The sequence below is a fragment of the Streptomyces sp. NBC_01716 genome (assembly GCF_036248275.1).
Lineage (GTDB): Bacteria > Actinomycetota > Actinomycetes > Streptomycetales > Streptomycetaceae > Streptomyces.
Genome location: NZ_CP109181.1, coordinates 760,542 through 774,489, shown reverse-complemented (window position 1 = coordinate 774,489; position 13,948 = coordinate 760,542). Strand labels below are relative to the sequence as shown.

Sequence of the window (13,948 nt, the reverse complement as noted above, 5' to 3'; positions counted from 1 at the left end):
TGCCCCGCTCGGGCCGTCTCCACCAGGATGCCTCGCATGAGCGCACGGCTGCGGGAGATCGCGAAGCACACCGAGGAGATAGTCGGGGCAGGCGGATACCGCGCGGAGGACGGCAGCCAGGTGTCCCTCACGGCCCTGCTGACAGCAGCGACCGAGGGCACGCGCCTGTACGGCCCGGAGCCCGTGCCGGTCACCCCGGACACATCCCGTACGACATCCTTCGAGGTCACAGGCGAGAGCAGCCTCCAGGCCGCCCGGCGGACGGTCACCGCCGCACCGGGGCCCGTGGCGGTGCTGAACTTCGCGTCGGCACGTAACCCGGGCGGCGGCTACCTGAACGGCGCACAGGCACAGGAAGAGGCGCTGTGCCGGGCCTCGGCCCTCTACGCCACCCTGCTGCGCGCCCCGGACTTCTACGCGCACCACCGCGCCGACCGCAGCCCGTTCTACAGCGACCGCGTGATCCACTCGCCCGGCGTGCCGGTCTTCCGCGACGACCGGGGCCGGCTGCTCGGCGCCCCGTTCACCGTCGGCTTCCTCACCTCGCCCGCGCCGAACGCCGGGATCGTCGCGCGCGACCGGCCCGAGGAGAGCCAGCGAATTCCGGCCACTCTCGCGTCCCGCGCCGAGCGGGTCCTGGAGGTGGCGGTGGCGGGCGGATACCGGCGCCTCGTGCTCGGGGCGTGGGGGTGCGGGGTCTTCCGCAACGACCCGGCACGGGTGGCCGGCGCCTTCCGGGCTCTGCTCGTCGCGCCGCCGGAGGGGGCCGGAGCGGGCGGGGGAGGCGGCCGGTTCGCGCGCCACTTCGACCAGGTCGTCTTCGCGGTGCTCGACCGGACGGCTGATTCGGCCACGCTGGCCGCATTCCGCCGTACGTTCGCGGACGTCGCGAAGGACATCGCGGAGAACGCCTCGGAGGAGGCCGCGGGCGGCTCAGGTGGCCAGGCTGGTCCGGGCGGCGCCCGCATACCGGCTCAGCGCCAGCCGTAACGCTCCCGCAGCCGCCGTACGACCCGGTCGAACCGCCCGCGGTCGAGCGCACACGCCTCCCGCCGCATGCCCTTGTCGTGGATCCGCAGCACCCGGTCCAGATCCACCCACGACTCACGGCCCTGCCGGTCCCAGGGCCCGACCCCGATCGGCACCCACTCGTGGTCCCGGTCGTGCCGCTTGCTGGAGAGCTGGACGGCGAGCAGCGACCCGGCGGGTTCACGGGCCACGACGAGGACCGGCCGGTCCTTGCCCCGCCCGTCGTTCTCTTCATAGGGCACCCAGGTCCAGACGATCTCGCCGGGATCGGGGTCGCCGTCCTTGTCGGGCGCGTACGAGGTGCGTACCGGCCCCACGTCGCGGGGATCGGCCTCGGTGGTGGCGGAAGGACCGCTCCTGCCCGGGAGTTGGGGCTCGGGGGAGTGGCCGGGGGCGGCGGAGTCGGTGAAGGGCTTCATCCGACCGAAGGTAGAGCCCCCGCGCCCCCGGCCCGCGCCCGGGTCCCGTCGTCCGAGCCCTCCGCGCTCAGATCCACCCCTTCAGCGAAGCCATGAACGCGCCGAAGTCGTCGCGGTGCGCGGTGTGTCCCGCGCCCTCGACCGTCCGGACCTCGAAGCCGCGCGACCGCAGCTCCGCCGCGTCCTCGGGCGAGACCATGGGGCTCGGATCGGCGATCGTCACCAGCGAGGGCACCACCGGCCGGGCAGGCCGCAGATCCGCGCCGAACGCGGGCGCGATGCCGTACGGGCAGAGTTTCCACGAGGTCGTCGGCGAAGTCCTCCGGTGCGTAAGGACCTTGGCCGCCGGCTCCGTGGCCGCGCAGACCGACGGCGACCGCGCGCAGTCCGCGCGTGGCCAGTTCGGGCCCCACCCGGCGCCAGGTCCGGTGGTCGGCCATGATGCCGTGGATCAGGAGCGCGACACGGTCGCCCTCGCCCCAGGTGTGGGTGTGCAGCCGCGAGACGGTCCCTTTCGTACGCAGGAGCACTCGAAAGCGCCTTTCCCGTGGGGTGGTTGGCGGGGTGGGTGAACCGAACTCGTGCGGCGGACCCCACGGCGCACCCCGGGCGGCGGATCCCGCCGGTGATCCGTCTGGAAGGATGCGGGGGGCGATGAGCCAGTTACCTGAACAGTCCTCCACACAACCGTCCCCAAGACCCGCCCCGCCCTCGCCACCCCCTCCGCAGCCGCCCCCAAGCCGTGCCGAACGCCTCGTGGGCCGCCCCGCCGAGCGCCCCGTCCCCACCAGCGCCGATGTCGCCCGGCTGGCCGGAGTCTCCAGGGCCACCGTCTCGTACGTACTCAACAACACCTCCGCCGTACGGATCAGCGAGCCCACCCGCCGCAAGGTCCGCGAAGCCGCCGAAGAACTGGCGTACATCCCCCACGCCGCCGCGCGCAGCCTCCGCGCGGGACACACCAGGATTGTCCTGCTCCCCACCGCGAACGTCCCCATCGGCCCCCTGCACAGCCGCTTCCTCAGCGAACTCCAGTGGGCGCTGCGGCGGTTGGACTACACCGTCGTCCAGTACGGCAGCCTCGGTCTCGACGGCGACGAGGCCGCGCGCGCCTGGGCCGAACTCCGCCCGGTCGCCGTCGTCTCCCTCGGCGAGATCGCCCTCACCCCGCACGGGGTGGAGATACTCAAGCGCTCCGGCGCGAAGGCCGTCATCACACTCGGCCCGAGGCGCGTCGAGGGCGCGCACGCCCTCGTCATGGACCAGCGTGAGATCGGCAGTTGCGCGGTCGGCCATCTGCTGGAGCGTGGCCGCCGCCGGATCGGCGTCGTGATGCCCGGGGAACCGGGCCTGGAGCTCTTCTCGGAGCCGCGGCTCGCGGGCGCGCGGGCGGCGGCCGCCGCGTCGCCCACGGGCGCCCGCGTCGAGCCGGTACCGCTCTCGTACACGGAGGAGTCGGCCGCCGCGCTCGCCGCCCGCTGGGAGGGCCTCGGCCTCGACGCGGTCTACGCCTACAACGACGAGTACGCGATGCTCCTGATGAGGGCCCTCCAGGACGCGGGTGTCCGCATACCCGGCGACGTGGCGGTGCTCGGCGCCGACGACCTGCTGCTCGGCAACCTGCTGAGGCCGAGGCTCTCCACCGTACGGATCGACCTCGTCACGGGGCAGCGGCTGGCGGCCCTGGTCGACCGGGTGGTGCGCGATCCCGGCGGTGAGCCGGAGCGGCACGATCTGATGGGGGCGCTGGCCGTACGGCGCGAGTCGACCTGAGAGCCGGCCTGAGACCGTCGCGCTACCGCCGCCATCCTCCTCCCGCCGGACGACATGCGGGCCGCCCGCCCGTTGTCTAGCGTCACCAGCATGAGCACTGCCTGGCACCCGTTCCCGCGGCGTTTCGAGATCCTGCTGGTACCGGAGCACACCGACGACGGCGAAGGTCCGCCGGACGCGGCGACCGCACTGCGGTCCGCCGTGGTCGAGCTGACCGGAGAGACAGGCGAGTCCGGTTATCCGCGCTACGAGGGCGGCGGCATGGTCGCGGACATCGACCCGGAGACGCGCACGGTCGAAGGGCTGCTGATCGACGGCTTCGAGGTCGACTACGGCCTGACGGCACGCGTCGTCGACACCCCCGACAGGCCGGACGCGCCCGGCGCGGCGGAGCCCCGGACGAGCTGACCGGCCGTCCGGGACTCTCCTCTCCCCCTCGGCTTACATGTACCTCCCATGAAAGAGTGCGTCCGTGAACAGCTGACCCAGTGGACTCAATGGGGAGAGAGCCGATGACCATCCGTGACGTGTACGTCGTCGACGCCGTCCGCACACCGATCGGCAAGTTCGGCGGCGCGCTCTCCTCCGTACGACCGGACGATCTCGCCGCCCACGTCGTACGGGCGCTCGTGGACCGTACGCCCGAGCTCGACCCGGCCAGGATCGACGACGTCGTACTCGGCGCGGCGAACGGCGCCGGCGAGGACAACCGCGATGTCGCGCGCATGGCCGCCCTGCTCGCGGGGCTGCCCGTGTCCGTCCCCGGCGTCACCGTCAACCGGCTCTGCGGCTCGGGGCTCGAAGCGGTCATCCAGGCGGCGCGCGCCGTCGCGCTCGGCGACGCGTCGATCGTGGTCGCGGGCGGCGTCGAGTCCATGTCCCGCGCCCCGTGGGTGCTCCAGAAGCCCGAGCGGGCCTTTCCCGCCGGGCACCAGCAGATGTACTCGACAACGCTCGGCTGGCGCATGACGAACCCCGGGATGCCCGCCGAGTGGACGGTTCCGCTCGGTGAGGGCGCCGAGCAGATCGCCGACAAGCACGCGATCACCCGCGACGCGCAGGACGCGTTCGCGCTGGAGAGCCACCGCAAGGCCGCGCGGGCGTGGAGCGAGGGTCTGTACGACGCCGAGGTCGTGCCGTACGCGGGGGCGGACCTCGTACGCGACGAATGCATCCGCGACAACACATCGCTCGAAGCACTGGGCAAGCTCCGGCCCAGCTTCCGTAAGGAGGGCGCGGGGACGGTCACTGCGGGCAACGCCTCACCGCTGAACGACGGCGCCGCGGCCCTGCTCGTCGTGGACGAGGCGGGCCTGCGGGCCACAGGCCGTGAACCCCTTGCCCGGATCAGGACCTCCGCCGTCACCGGCATCGAGCCGCAGCTCTTCGGCCTCGGCCCGGTCGAGGCGGTACGCCGGGCGCTGGCCAAGGCGGGCCGGGACTTCGCCGACCTCACCACGTTCGAACTCAACGAGGCGTTCGCCGCCCAGTCGCTGGGCTGCCTCGCCGAATGGCCCGAGCTGGACCCCGCCGTCGTGAACCCGCGCGGGGGCGCGATCGCCATCGGCCACCCGTTGGGTGCCTCCGGCGCGCGCCTCGCGGGGTCCGTCGCCCATCAGCTCGCGGCGGCGGGCTCGGGAACCGGTCTCGCCGCGCTCTGTATCGGTGTGGGCCAGGGACTCGCCCTCGTACTGGAACGCTGACGAGCCCTCTTACGCGCCGGTCGTCCCTTCGCCCGGAGCCCGGCCATCGGCCTTCGCTGCGGCCTCGGCCTCCGCGACCGACTTGCGGACCTCGTCCATGTCGAGCGCGCGTGCCTGCCCGATCACGTCCTCCAGGGCCGTCTCGGGCAGCGCGCCGGGCTGGGCGAAGACCGCGACGTTGTCCCTGACGATCATCAGCGTCGGGATCGAGCGGATCTCGAACGCCGCCGCGAGCTCCTGCTGCGCCTCGGTGTCGACCTTGGCGAAGACCAGGTCGTCGTGCCGCTCGGACGCCTGCTCGTACACCGGGGCGAACTGACGGCAGGGACCGCACCACGAAGCCCAGAAGTCGATCAGAATGAAGTCGTTCTCCGACACCGTCCGGTCGAAGTTCTCCTTGGTGAGTTCCACAGTGGCCATGCCTGTTACCTCTTCCTGTTCTTTCCGGATGAAGCCGCCTGTCGACAACGGTGCGTACCACCGCCGTATTCCTCGCCCATTCCCGAAGATCGTGTAGCCATGCGGCGGACGCCGCATCAGACTGTTCCCATGACCGAAGCTACTGAATATGACGTGGTGGTGCTGGGCGCGGGACCGGTCGGGGAGAACGTCGCCGACCGTGCCAGGGCGGCCGGGCTGAGCACCGCGATCGTCGAGCGGGAACTGGTCGGCGGCGAATGCTCCTACTGGGCGTGCATGCCGAGCAAGGCCCTGCTGCGACCGGTGATCGCCCGTGCGGAAGCGCGCCGCGTCCCGGGGCTGAGCGGGTCCGCGCAGGGCCCGCTCGACGTACCGGCCGTCTTCGCGCGCCGCGACTCCTTCACCTCGAACTGGAAGGACGACGGCCAGGTCGGCTGGGTCGACTCGATCGGCGTCGCCCTCTACCGGGGCCACGGCCGGCTCGACGGCAAGAAGCGGGTGACCGTCACCGACCCGCAGGGCGGCGAGCAGGTCCTCGTCGCCCGCCACGCGGTGGCCGTCTGCACCGGCACGACAGCCGTTGTCCCCGACCTGCCGGGCCTGGCGGGCGCCAAGCCGTGGACGAGCCGTGAGGCGACCAGTTCCTCGACCGTGCCCGGCCGGCTGGTGGTCGTGGGCGGGGGAGTGGTCGGCGTCGAGATGGCCACGGCCTACCAGGGGTTCGGCTCGGCCGTCACGGTGCTCGTGCGGGGCGACGGACTGCTGCCGCGCATGGAGCCCTTCGTCGGCGAACTGGTCGCCGACTCCCTGACGGAAGCGGGCGCCTCCGTACGTACGGGCGTCTCCGTCGCCTCGGTCGAGCGCGACGGCGGTACGGGACCGGTCACGCTGGTCCTCGACAACGGCGAGCGGATCGAGGCGGACGAGATCCTCTTCGCGACCGGCCGGGCACCGCACACCCAGGACATCGGCCTCGACTCCATCGGCCTGAAGCCGGGCTCCTGGCTGCCCGTGGACGACAGCTGCCGGGTGGAGAACAGCGACTGGCTCTACGCGGTCGGCGACGTCAACCACCGCGCGCTCCTCACCCACCAGGGCAAGTACCAGGCCCGCGTCGCGGGCGCCGCGATCGGCGCCAGGGCGCAGCAGGTGCCCCTGCTGGAGACCGACCGCTGGGGCGCCCACGCGGCGACGGCCGACCACGACGCGGTCCCCCAGGTCGTCTTCACGGACCCGGAGGTCGCCGCTGTCGGCCTCACCCTCAAGGAGGCCGAGGAGGCGGGCCACCGGGTCCGCGCGGTCGACTACGCGATCGAGAACGTCGCAGGCGCGAGCCTGTACGCGGACGGCTACCGCGGCCGCGCCCGGATGATCGTGGACCTGGACACCGAGACCCTGCGGGGCGTGACGTTCGTGGGCCCGGGGGTCGGCGAACTGCTCCACTCGGCGACGATCGCGGTCGCCGGCGAGGTCCCGATCAACCGCCTCTGGCACGCGGTCCCGTCCTACCCGACGATCAGCGAGATCTGGCTGCGACTGCTGGAGACGTACCGGGGCTGACTCACTCCGTCCGGATGACCACCCCGAACGCCGCGTCCCTGACGTCCGCCGACGAGTGGGCGCGCAGCGTGTGAAGGGCCCTGCGCCAGTCGTCGGGCCATCCCAGGCGGTCGCCCAGTGCGGACACCAGGGCGACCGCCAGGAGGCCCGAGGACGGGTCGGTGGCGGTGGTCAGGTGGGTGGCGGCCGTCAGGGTTGTCGTCGGGTCGGACGGCGGGGCGCCGTGGCTGATTCGGCTGCGCAGTTGGTTCGCCGTCGCCGCCGCGAGCGCGGGGCGGCCGGCCGCGTTGGTCGTCAAGTCCCGCAGGCGCGCCAGGAGTTCGGGCAGGTCGGCGTCCAGGTCGACGAGGCTGCGGAGCAGGACCGCGCGGGCTCCGGCGAGTGCCGGTACGGCGGCGAGTTGTTCCGCCACGGCCTCCAGCACCGGGCGGGTGTCGCCGTTCGGGCGGTCCGGCAGCGTGGAGAGCAGTGCGAGCACTCGTTGCCGGGACGGCAGGTCCCGGTCCGGCGGGGTGCCGGGTTCACCGGCGGCTATCGCCGGGAGCAGCGCCGTCAGTGTGCCGTGCAGCAGGCTCCCCGGCGCCGCCCCGCCCACCGGATGCGGCAGGCCGGAGACGGCGAGCCGGACGATCGTCGTCGTGGCCCATCGCCAGACGGCACGCGGCCCCTCTCCCTCGCCGAGGTCGGTCACCCGCTCGGACAGTCCCTCCACCGCGTCGGGGGCGTACCGCGCCCACTGGGGGAGCACCCGCAGCCCGGCCGTCGCCGCATCCATGTCCGCCGCCCGGCAGACCTCGCCCACCAGGCGGGCGTACCGGGGGCGGTGGACCTCCGGCAGGGACCAGGCAGAGGTCCGTACGACCGCCTGAAGTACCCGCGGTTCCCCTCGCGTTGCCGCCGTGAGGACCGACCACGTCTCCTCCTCGGAGAGGAGGCCGGTCGCGAAGGCCACGACGGCTGCCTGTACGTCGGGGTGCCAGGGTGGCGCGTGGAACGCCGCCGAGAGCAGCGCCGCCGCCCGGGGGAGCGGCAGATGGGTTGCCGCCAGCCGTACCGCCTCCTTCCGGCCCGTCACCTTCACGCCCTCCTCGGCGGTGAGCAACGCACCCAGCCGCTCGGCGAGTTGGGACGGCGCGACGAAACGCGCGGCCCGGGACGCGGCGTGCACCGCCACCCGCGCGCGGTCGTCCCCGGCGTGGGCCAGCAGTACAGGCAGTGCGTCCTGCGGATCGTCCGCCCACACCAGCGCGGCCAGTGCGGCCTCGGCCAGTACCACCTCCGGGGACTCGGCGTAGCGCAGGGCGAGCGCGCGCCCGTGCTCCGGGACCGTCGCGGCGGCCCGGATCGCGACGGCGCGCGGGTGGAGCGGCAGCGACGTGTCACCGGCCACGGCGGCGGCCATGGCGCCCGCCGCCTCCTGCTGACGCGGCAACCAGCGGTCGGCGTACCGGAGGTCGGGCAGCGGCCGGCGGGCACCGCGCTGGAGGAAACGGCCGTACGGCGGCGGTCCGTCGAGCAGCACGTCGAGCAGATCGGTTCGACGAGCCGTCAGGACCCGCTGGACGGGGGCGAGTACGGCGGCCGACGGCTCCAGCTCCAGAATCCTCGCCACCCGCTCGTCGCGGGTCGACGGCGGTTCCAGCCAGAACCTCGCCGCCGACGCGAAGTCGCTGTTGTCGCCGTGCTTCAGGGCCTCTTCGAGCAGGCCCTGGAGCACGGGCATCCGATGGGCCCGCCTGCCGAGCGAGCTGGTCAGCGTGAACAACAGCCCGTAGTCGGCCTTCTCCGTCGCCGCGACCAGCCACGGCCGCAGCGCGTCGAGCACCAGATGCTCCTGACCGTGCCGCAATGTCGTGTCGAGCGGGCCGAGGTGGCTCATACCCACATGCGCGTCGATCCGTTCCAGCGCGCCCAACGACCAGACCAACAGGGCCTGTTCACCGCCCCCGGTGTTCTCGCGGAGCAGCTTGACCGCCAGGCCCCGCAGGGCCTCTGTGGTGCCGAAGGAGAAGTCCCGCGACTCAAGGGCGTCCCGCAGGACGCGGTCCAGCGTTCCCGTGTCCCCGGCCGTGAACAGATCGGGGCGCAGGTCCGAGAGCGCGCCGAGCGCGGCGCCGCGCACCGGATCCTGCTCGTTGCGCAGCCGCAGCAGCTCCTTCAGCGTCTCGTGCACGGCGTCCCGGTCACGGGAGTGGGCGGCGTTGGCGATCAGCAGCGGCCAGGCGAGGGCGCGGTCGCCCGCGTCAGGACGGCGGGTCGCCGCGAGGAGTTCGGCACGCGCATCGGCGACCGGGCCGTACGCGACAAGCTCCAGGACCTCGTACCAGGACCTCCCCGTCTCGCGGCGCCGCGCCGCCCACCGCCGCGCCTCCGCCCAGCGGCGTTCGCGGGGCAGCAGGGCGAGGACCGGAAGCAGCCTGTCGGAGTCCACCGCGACATCCCGCGTCGACAGGTCGAAGAAGTCGCTCCGGCGGTGCGGCGGCAGCACCTTGAGCAGCTCGGGGAGGAAGCCGGGGTGCCGCCCGCCCCAGTGGCGTCCGAGCAGTGGCAGCGAGGGCGGATCGGCGCGGACGATCCGCCGCAGGACGGACACCGACGGGAACGGCGCGTACGAAGGCCCGCCCCGGTCCTGCGGGATCAGCAGCCGTACGGCGCGGTCCGCGTCGAAGGCCACCAACTCGTTCAGCCGCTGGAGCAGCGCCGCCGGAAGCGTGTCGGGGCCGTGCCGCTCCAGCATCGACAGCACCCGCCCGGGGCGACTGGTCAGGGTCGCGGCCATGCCGTCGGCGTACCGGTGCCAGGCGGCGTTGCGCTCCGGGAGCGGGCGGTCCGCGATCTCCCGCTCGGCGTGGTCGAGCACCTGGTCGGGGAAGTTGACGCCGAGTCTGGTCCAGGACTCGACGGCGTACGAGAGTCCGGGCAGCGCCGCCGCGACGAACTCCGGGGAACAGACGGGCAGTAGCTTCGCCGCCGCGTAGTCACCCCACCGCGTGCGCAGCCTCGGCACCAGGCGCTCCGCCAGCGCCGTACGCCCGCTCGCGAGTATCGCCTCGCCGAGCCGCTGACGCGTGTCGGCCGAAGCGTCCTCGTACGCCGTCTCGATCGACGCGTCCGGGAGCGGAAGCGTGCGCGCGGCGCGCAGTGCGTACGCCCGTACCACCGGGTCCGGGTCCGTCAGCCGCCCGGCCAGGAAGTCCAGGTGCCGGCCGACCAGCGCGGCGAACGCCGCGAGCCGTCGTTCGTACCTGCCACGGTTCGCCAACTCCTCGACCAGGGACGACAGTTCGTCGTGCGAGGCCAGCGAACGGACATGGCGGGCAAGGTGCTTGAGACGCTCCGGGTACGACAGCGGTTCGAGCGCGACAAGCAGACGGTCGACGGTGAGTGACATGACCGTGATTGTGCCGGTGGGACGGACCGCGAGCCCAGCGGATTTACGCGGCCGGTACAGCCGATCCGCCGGGCTTCACCACTACGGTCTCCGGACCGCGTACCGGGCCTACGGCTTCGTACCGACGTACTCCCGCAGATGCCGCGCGGTGAGCGTGTCCGCGTGCGCCACCAGATCGGCCGGCGTACCCGTGAAGACGATCTGCCCGCCGTCGTGCCCGCCGCCGGGACCCAGGTCGACCAGCCAGTCCGCGTGGGCCATCACTGCCTGGTGGTGCTCGATCACGATCACCGTGTTGCCCGCGTCCACCAGCCGGTCGAGCAGCGCGAGCAGCTTGTCCACGTCCGCCATGTGCAGCCCGGTCGTCGGCTCGTCCAGGATGTAGACGGACGACTTCTCCGCCATCTGGATCGCCAGCTTCAGCCGCTGCCGCTCCCCGCCCGACAGGGTGTTCAGCGGCTGGCCGAGCCGCAGATAGCTCAGCCCCACATCCGTGAGCCGGCCGAGGATCGCGTGCGCCTGCCCGGTGGAGAAGTAGTCGTGCGCCTCCGCGACCGACATGGAGAGCACCTCGCTGATGTTCTTGCCGTTCAGCCGGTACGTCAGCACCTCGGGAGTGAAGCGCTTGCCCTCGCACTCCTCGCAGACCGAGGCGACGCCCGCCATCATCGCGAGGTCGGTGTAGACGAGCCCGAGACCGTTGCAGTTGGGGCAGGCACCCTCCGAATTCGCGCTGAACAGCGCCGCCTTGACCCCGTTGGCCTTGGCGAACGCCGTCCGGATCGGGCTCAACAGCCCCGTGTACGTCGCCGGGTTGCTCCGCCGGGACCCCCGGATCGGCGACTGGTCGGCCACCACCACGCCGTCCCTGTGGGAGAGATAGCCATGGATCAGCGAGGACTTCCCCGACCCCGCGACCCCGGTGATCACACTCAGCACACCGGTCGGGATGTCGACGCTCACGTTCTTCAGATTGTGCAGATCGGCGCCCTCGATGGACAGCCGCCCGTTCGGCTCGCGCACCGACTCCCGTAGCCGCGCCCGGTGTTCGAGGTGCCGCCCGGTGAGCGTGTCCGAGGCGCGCAGCCCCGCCACGTCGCCGGTGTAGCAGATCCGCCCGCCCGCCGTACCGGCGCCGGGCCCGAGATCCACCACATGGTCGGCCATCGCGATGACCTCGGGCTTGTGCTCGACGACCAGCACCGTGTTGCCCTTGTCCCGCAGCCGCAGCAGCAGGTCGTTCATCCGCCGGATGTCGTGCGGGTGCAGCCCGATCGTGGGCTCGTCGAAGATGTACGTGGCGTCGGTGAGGCTGGAGCCCAGATGCCGGACCATCTTCACGCGCTGCGCCTCACCGCCGGAGAGGGAGGACGAGACGCGGTCCAGGCTCAGATATCCGAGCCCGATCTCCACCAGCGACTCCAGCAGGTCCCGCAGATTGCCGAGGAGCGGCGCCACGCCCGGATCGTCCAACTTCCGTATGTACTCGGCCAGGTCGCTGATCTGCATCGCCGAACACTCCGCGATGTTCACGCCGTCGATCTTCGAGGACAGCGCGGCGGTGCTCAGCCGGCTGCCACCGCAGGACGGGCACTCGGCGAAGACGACCGCCCGGTCCACGAAGGCCCGGACATGGGACTGCATGGAGTCCCGGTCCTTGACCAGGATCGTGCGGTTGAGCTTGGTAATGAGGCCCTCGTACGTCATGTTGCCGGAGCCGACCTTGACCTTGGTCGCGCTCTTGTGGAGGAAGACCTCCCACTCCTCGGGTGAGAAGTCCTTGAGCTTTTTGTCCGGGTCGTAGAAGCCCGAGGCCACCATGATCTGCCAGTACCAGGCGTCCACTTGGAAGCCGGGGACGGTGATCGCGCCCTCGTTCAGGGAGAGTTCGCGGTTCACGAGCTGGTCGATGTCTATCTTCGACACCTGACCGATCCCCTCGCACTCGGCGCACATGCCCTCGGCGGCGTTGAAGCTGAAGGCGGTCGACGTCCCGATGTGCGGGGTGCCGAGCCGGCTGAAGATGATCCGCAGCATCGTGTACGCGTCGGTCGCCGTGCCCACCGTGGAACGGGAGTTGGCGCCCATCCGCTCCTGGTCGACGACGATCGCGGCGCTCAGATTGTGCAGCGAGTCGACGTCGGGTCTGCCCATGCTCGGCATGAACGACTGGATGAACGCCGTGTACGTCTCGTTGATCAGGCGCTGGGACTCGGCGGCGATGGTGCCGAAGACGAGCGAGGACTTGCCGGATCCCGAGACGCCGGTGAAGACCGTGAGGCGGCGCTTGGGGATGTCGACCGAGACCTCCCTCAGGTTGTTCTCGCGGGCCCCGCGGACCTGGATCACGTGGTGACTGTCGGCGGCTGGGATGTTCACGGACTGCTCCTCGTGATTCTCGGCGAGCGACGAGCAGCCAGCGTACACCGTACCCAATCAGAGTCGCACATACTTTCGAACGAATGCCCGTGCTTTGTCCGGCCGTCACGCACGGGGTCACGACAGGGTGCTTCGGCGCGGAGTGCGGCCGGTGTCGCGGAGTACGGCCGGTGTTACAGCCAGCCGTTGCGGCGGAAGCTGCGGTGGAGGACGTAGCACGCCGCGGCCATGAGAGCGACGACGGCCGGATAGCCGTACGTCCACGTCAGGCCCGGCATGTGCTCGAAGTTCATCCCGTAGATCCCGCACACCATCGTCGGCACGGCGATGATCGCGGCCCATGCGGTGATCTTGCGCATGTCCTCGTTCTGCGCGACGGTCACCTGCGCGAGATGGGCCTGGAGGATCGAGTCCAGCAGATTGTCGAAGGAGGCTATCTGCTCGGTGAGCCGGGCCAGATGGTCGGTGACGTCGCGGAAGTACGGCCGTACGGCGGGAGTGACACCCGGCATCGTCCGGTTCGCCAGCATTCCCAGCGGCCGGTCCAGCGGGGCCACCGCCCGCTTCAGCTCCAGCAGTTCACGCTTGAGCTGGTAGATGCGCCCGGCCTCGCCCCGGTCGGCCCGGCCCGCCGATTCGTTGAAGACGGCGGTCTCCACATGGTCTATGTCGTCCTGGACGGCGTCGGCGACGACGAGACAGTCGTCCACCACCTGGTCCGCGATCGCGTGCAGCACGGACGACGTCCCCATCGCCAGCCGCTCGGGCGCCGCCTCCAGCCGCTCCCGCAGCGGGCCGAGCGAACCGTGCCTGCCATGCCTGATCGTGATCACGAAGTCGGGTCCGGTGAAGACCATCAGCTCACCCGTGTCCACCACCTCGCTGGTGGCGGTGAGTATCTCGTGCTCGACATAGCGGCAGGTCTTGAAGACCGCGAACAACGTGTCGTCGTACTGCTCCACCTTCGGCCGCTGATGCGCGTGCACCGCGTCGTCGACCGCCAGCGGGTGGAGCCCGAACAGCTCGGCGAGCCCCTTGAACTCGGATTCGTCCGGCTCGTGCAGACCGATCCAGACGAAGCCCCTGCCGGACCTGCGGACCCGTCGTACGGCTTCCTCGGCCGGGCAGTCGCCCGGCTGCCGTATGCCGTCGATGTAGACCACACAGTTCACGACGGCGCTGCCGAGCGGCGACCGGGCCGGGTGGCTGAGGTCGACAGTGCTGCGGTAGACGCGCCGCACCGCCCGGCGGAGGCGACGGATCATGGGCACCTG

10 protein-coding genes and 1 pseudogene are annotated in these 13,948 nt (G+C 71.7%); 5 read left to right on the top strand and 6 right to left on the bottom strand.

All coding sequences use genetic code 11. The features are described from left to right. Positions 1 to 36: 36 nt before the first annotated feature. Positions 37 to 990, top strand: coding sequence for a TIGR02452 family protein (locus OIE74_RS03330; RefSeq protein ID WP_329378216.1), 954 nt, complete (start codon positions 37 to 39; stop codon positions 988 to 990). On the opposite strand, the gene OIE74_RS03325 is transcribed toward OIE74_RS03330, so the two are convergent. Both OIE74_RS03325 and OIE74_RS03320 read right to left on the bottom strand, forming a co-directional pair. Continuing rightward, a complete protein-coding gene (locus OIE74_RS03325) occupies positions 975 to 1,448 on the bottom strand; it encodes a type II toxin-antitoxin system PemK/MazF family toxin (protein WP_329378214.1) in 474 nt (157 codons plus the stop codon). The genes OIE74_RS03330 and OIE74_RS03325 overlap by 16 nt on opposite strands. A gap of 67 nt (positions 1,449 to 1,515) precedes the next feature. Further along, positions 1,516 to 1,972, bottom strand: a pseudogene (locus OIE74_RS03320) (alpha/beta fold hydrolase). 130 nt (positions 1,973 to 2,102) lie between these two features. Between OIE74_RS03320 and OIE74_RS03315 the strand changes: the two are divergent. The 3 genes from OIE74_RS03315 to OIE74_RS03305 all read left to right on the top strand — a co-directional run bounded on the left by OIE74_RS03315 (position 2,103) and on the right by OIE74_RS03305 (position 4,924). Beyond that, complete coding sequence (locus OIE74_RS03315; RefSeq protein WP_443076011.1) at positions 2,103 to 3,221, top strand: LacI family DNA-binding transcriptional regulator; 1,119 nt, start codon at positions 2,103 to 2,105, stop codon at positions 3,219 to 3,221. Between the two features lie 90 nt (positions 3,222 to 3,311). Then, the gene (locus OIE74_RS03310) at positions 3,312 to 3,629 is read left to right on the top strand and encodes a hypothetical protein (RefSeq protein WP_329378210.1); all 318 of its coding nucleotides are present in this window, start codon (positions 3,312 to 3,314) and stop codon (positions 3,627 to 3,629) included. A 104-nt stretch (positions 3,630 to 3,733) separates the two neighbouring features. Continuing rightward, entirely contained in the window at positions 3,734 to 4,924 is a 1,191-nt protein-coding gene (locus OIE74_RS03305) for a thiolase family protein (RefSeq protein ID WP_329378208.1), read from the top strand. Positions 4,925 to 4,933: 9 nt separating this feature from the next. Here OIE74_RS03305 and trxA read toward each other — a convergent pair whose 3' ends face one another. Continuing rightward, positions 4,934 to 5,344 carry a thioredoxin gene (trxA, locus tag OIE74_RS03300; protein WP_329378205.1) on the bottom strand — a complete coding sequence of 137 codons (411 nt, stop codon included), beginning with the start codon at positions 5,342 to 5,344 and terminating at the stop codon, positions 4,934 to 4,936. A 129-nt stretch (positions 5,345 to 5,473) separates the two neighbouring features. Here trxA and OIE74_RS03295 point away from each other — a divergent pair, with 129 nt between their 5' ends. After that, the gene (locus OIE74_RS03295) at positions 5,474 to 6,904 is read left to right on the top strand and encodes a dihydrolipoyl dehydrogenase family protein (RefSeq protein ID WP_329378203.1); all 1,431 of its coding nucleotides are present in this window, start codon (positions 5,474 to 5,476) and stop codon (positions 6,902 to 6,904) included. Position 6,905: 1 nt separating this feature from the next. Here the strand turns inward: OIE74_RS03295 and OIE74_RS03290 are convergent, their stop codons facing one another. The 3 genes from OIE74_RS03290 to OIE74_RS03280 form a co-directional block, all read right to left on the bottom strand. Beyond that, positions 6,906 to 10,295: a hypothetical protein gene (locus OIE74_RS03290; RefSeq protein ID WP_329378201.1), complete on the bottom strand. Its 3,390-nt coding sequence runs from the start codon at positions 10,293 to 10,295 to the stop codon at positions 6,906 to 6,908. Between the two features lie 108 nt (positions 10,296 to 10,403). Further along, on the bottom strand, positions 10,404 to 12,674 hold the full coding sequence (locus OIE74_RS03285) for an excinuclease ABC subunit UvrA (protein WP_329378199.1): 2,271 nt from the start codon (positions 12,672 to 12,674) through the stop codon (positions 10,404 to 10,406). Between the two features lie 173 nt (positions 12,675 to 12,847). After that, a complete protein-coding gene (locus OIE74_RS03280; protein WP_329378197.1) occupies positions 12,848 to 13,939 on the bottom strand; it encodes a magnesium and cobalt transport protein CorA in 1,092 nt (363 codons plus the stop codon). Positions 13,940 to 13,948: the final 9 nt, after the last annotated feature.

Excerpts from the sequence above, each read along its gene's own strand:
- OIE74_RS03315 (WP_443076011.1), top strand. The coding sequence starts at position 2,103 with ATGAGCCAGTTACCTGAACAGTCCTCCACACAACCGTCCCCAAGACCC.
- OIE74_RS03310 (WP_329378210.1), top strand. The coding sequence starts at position 3,312 with ATGAGCACTGCCTGGCACCCGTTCCCGCGGCGTTTCGAGATCCTGCTG.
- OIE74_RS03280 (WP_329378197.1), bottom strand. The coding sequence starts at position 13,939 with ATGATCCGTCGCCTCCGCCGGGCGGTGCGGCGCGTCTACCGCAGCACT.
- trxA (WP_329378205.1), bottom strand. The coding sequence starts at position 5,344 with ATGGCCACTGTGGAACTCACCAAGGAGAACTTCGACCGGACGGTGTCG.
- OIE74_RS03325 (WP_329378214.1), bottom strand. The coding sequence starts at position 1,448 with ATGAAGCCCTTCACCGACTCCGCCGCCCCCGGCCACTCCCCCGAGCCC.
- OIE74_RS03290 (WP_329378201.1), bottom strand. The coding sequence starts at position 10,295 with ATGTCACTCACCGTCGACCGTCTGCTTGTCGCGCTCGAACCGCTGTCG.
- OIE74_RS03330 (WP_329378216.1), top strand. The coding sequence starts at position 37 with ATGAGCGCACGGCTGCGGGAGATCGCGAAGCACACCGAGGAGATAGTC.
- OIE74_RS03305 (WP_329378208.1), top strand. The coding sequence starts at position 3,734 with ATGACCATCCGTGACGTGTACGTCGTCGACGCCGTCCGCACACCGATC.
- OIE74_RS03295 (WP_329378203.1), top strand. The coding sequence starts at position 5,474 with ATGACCGAAGCTACTGAATATGACGTGGTGGTGCTGGGCGCGGGACCG.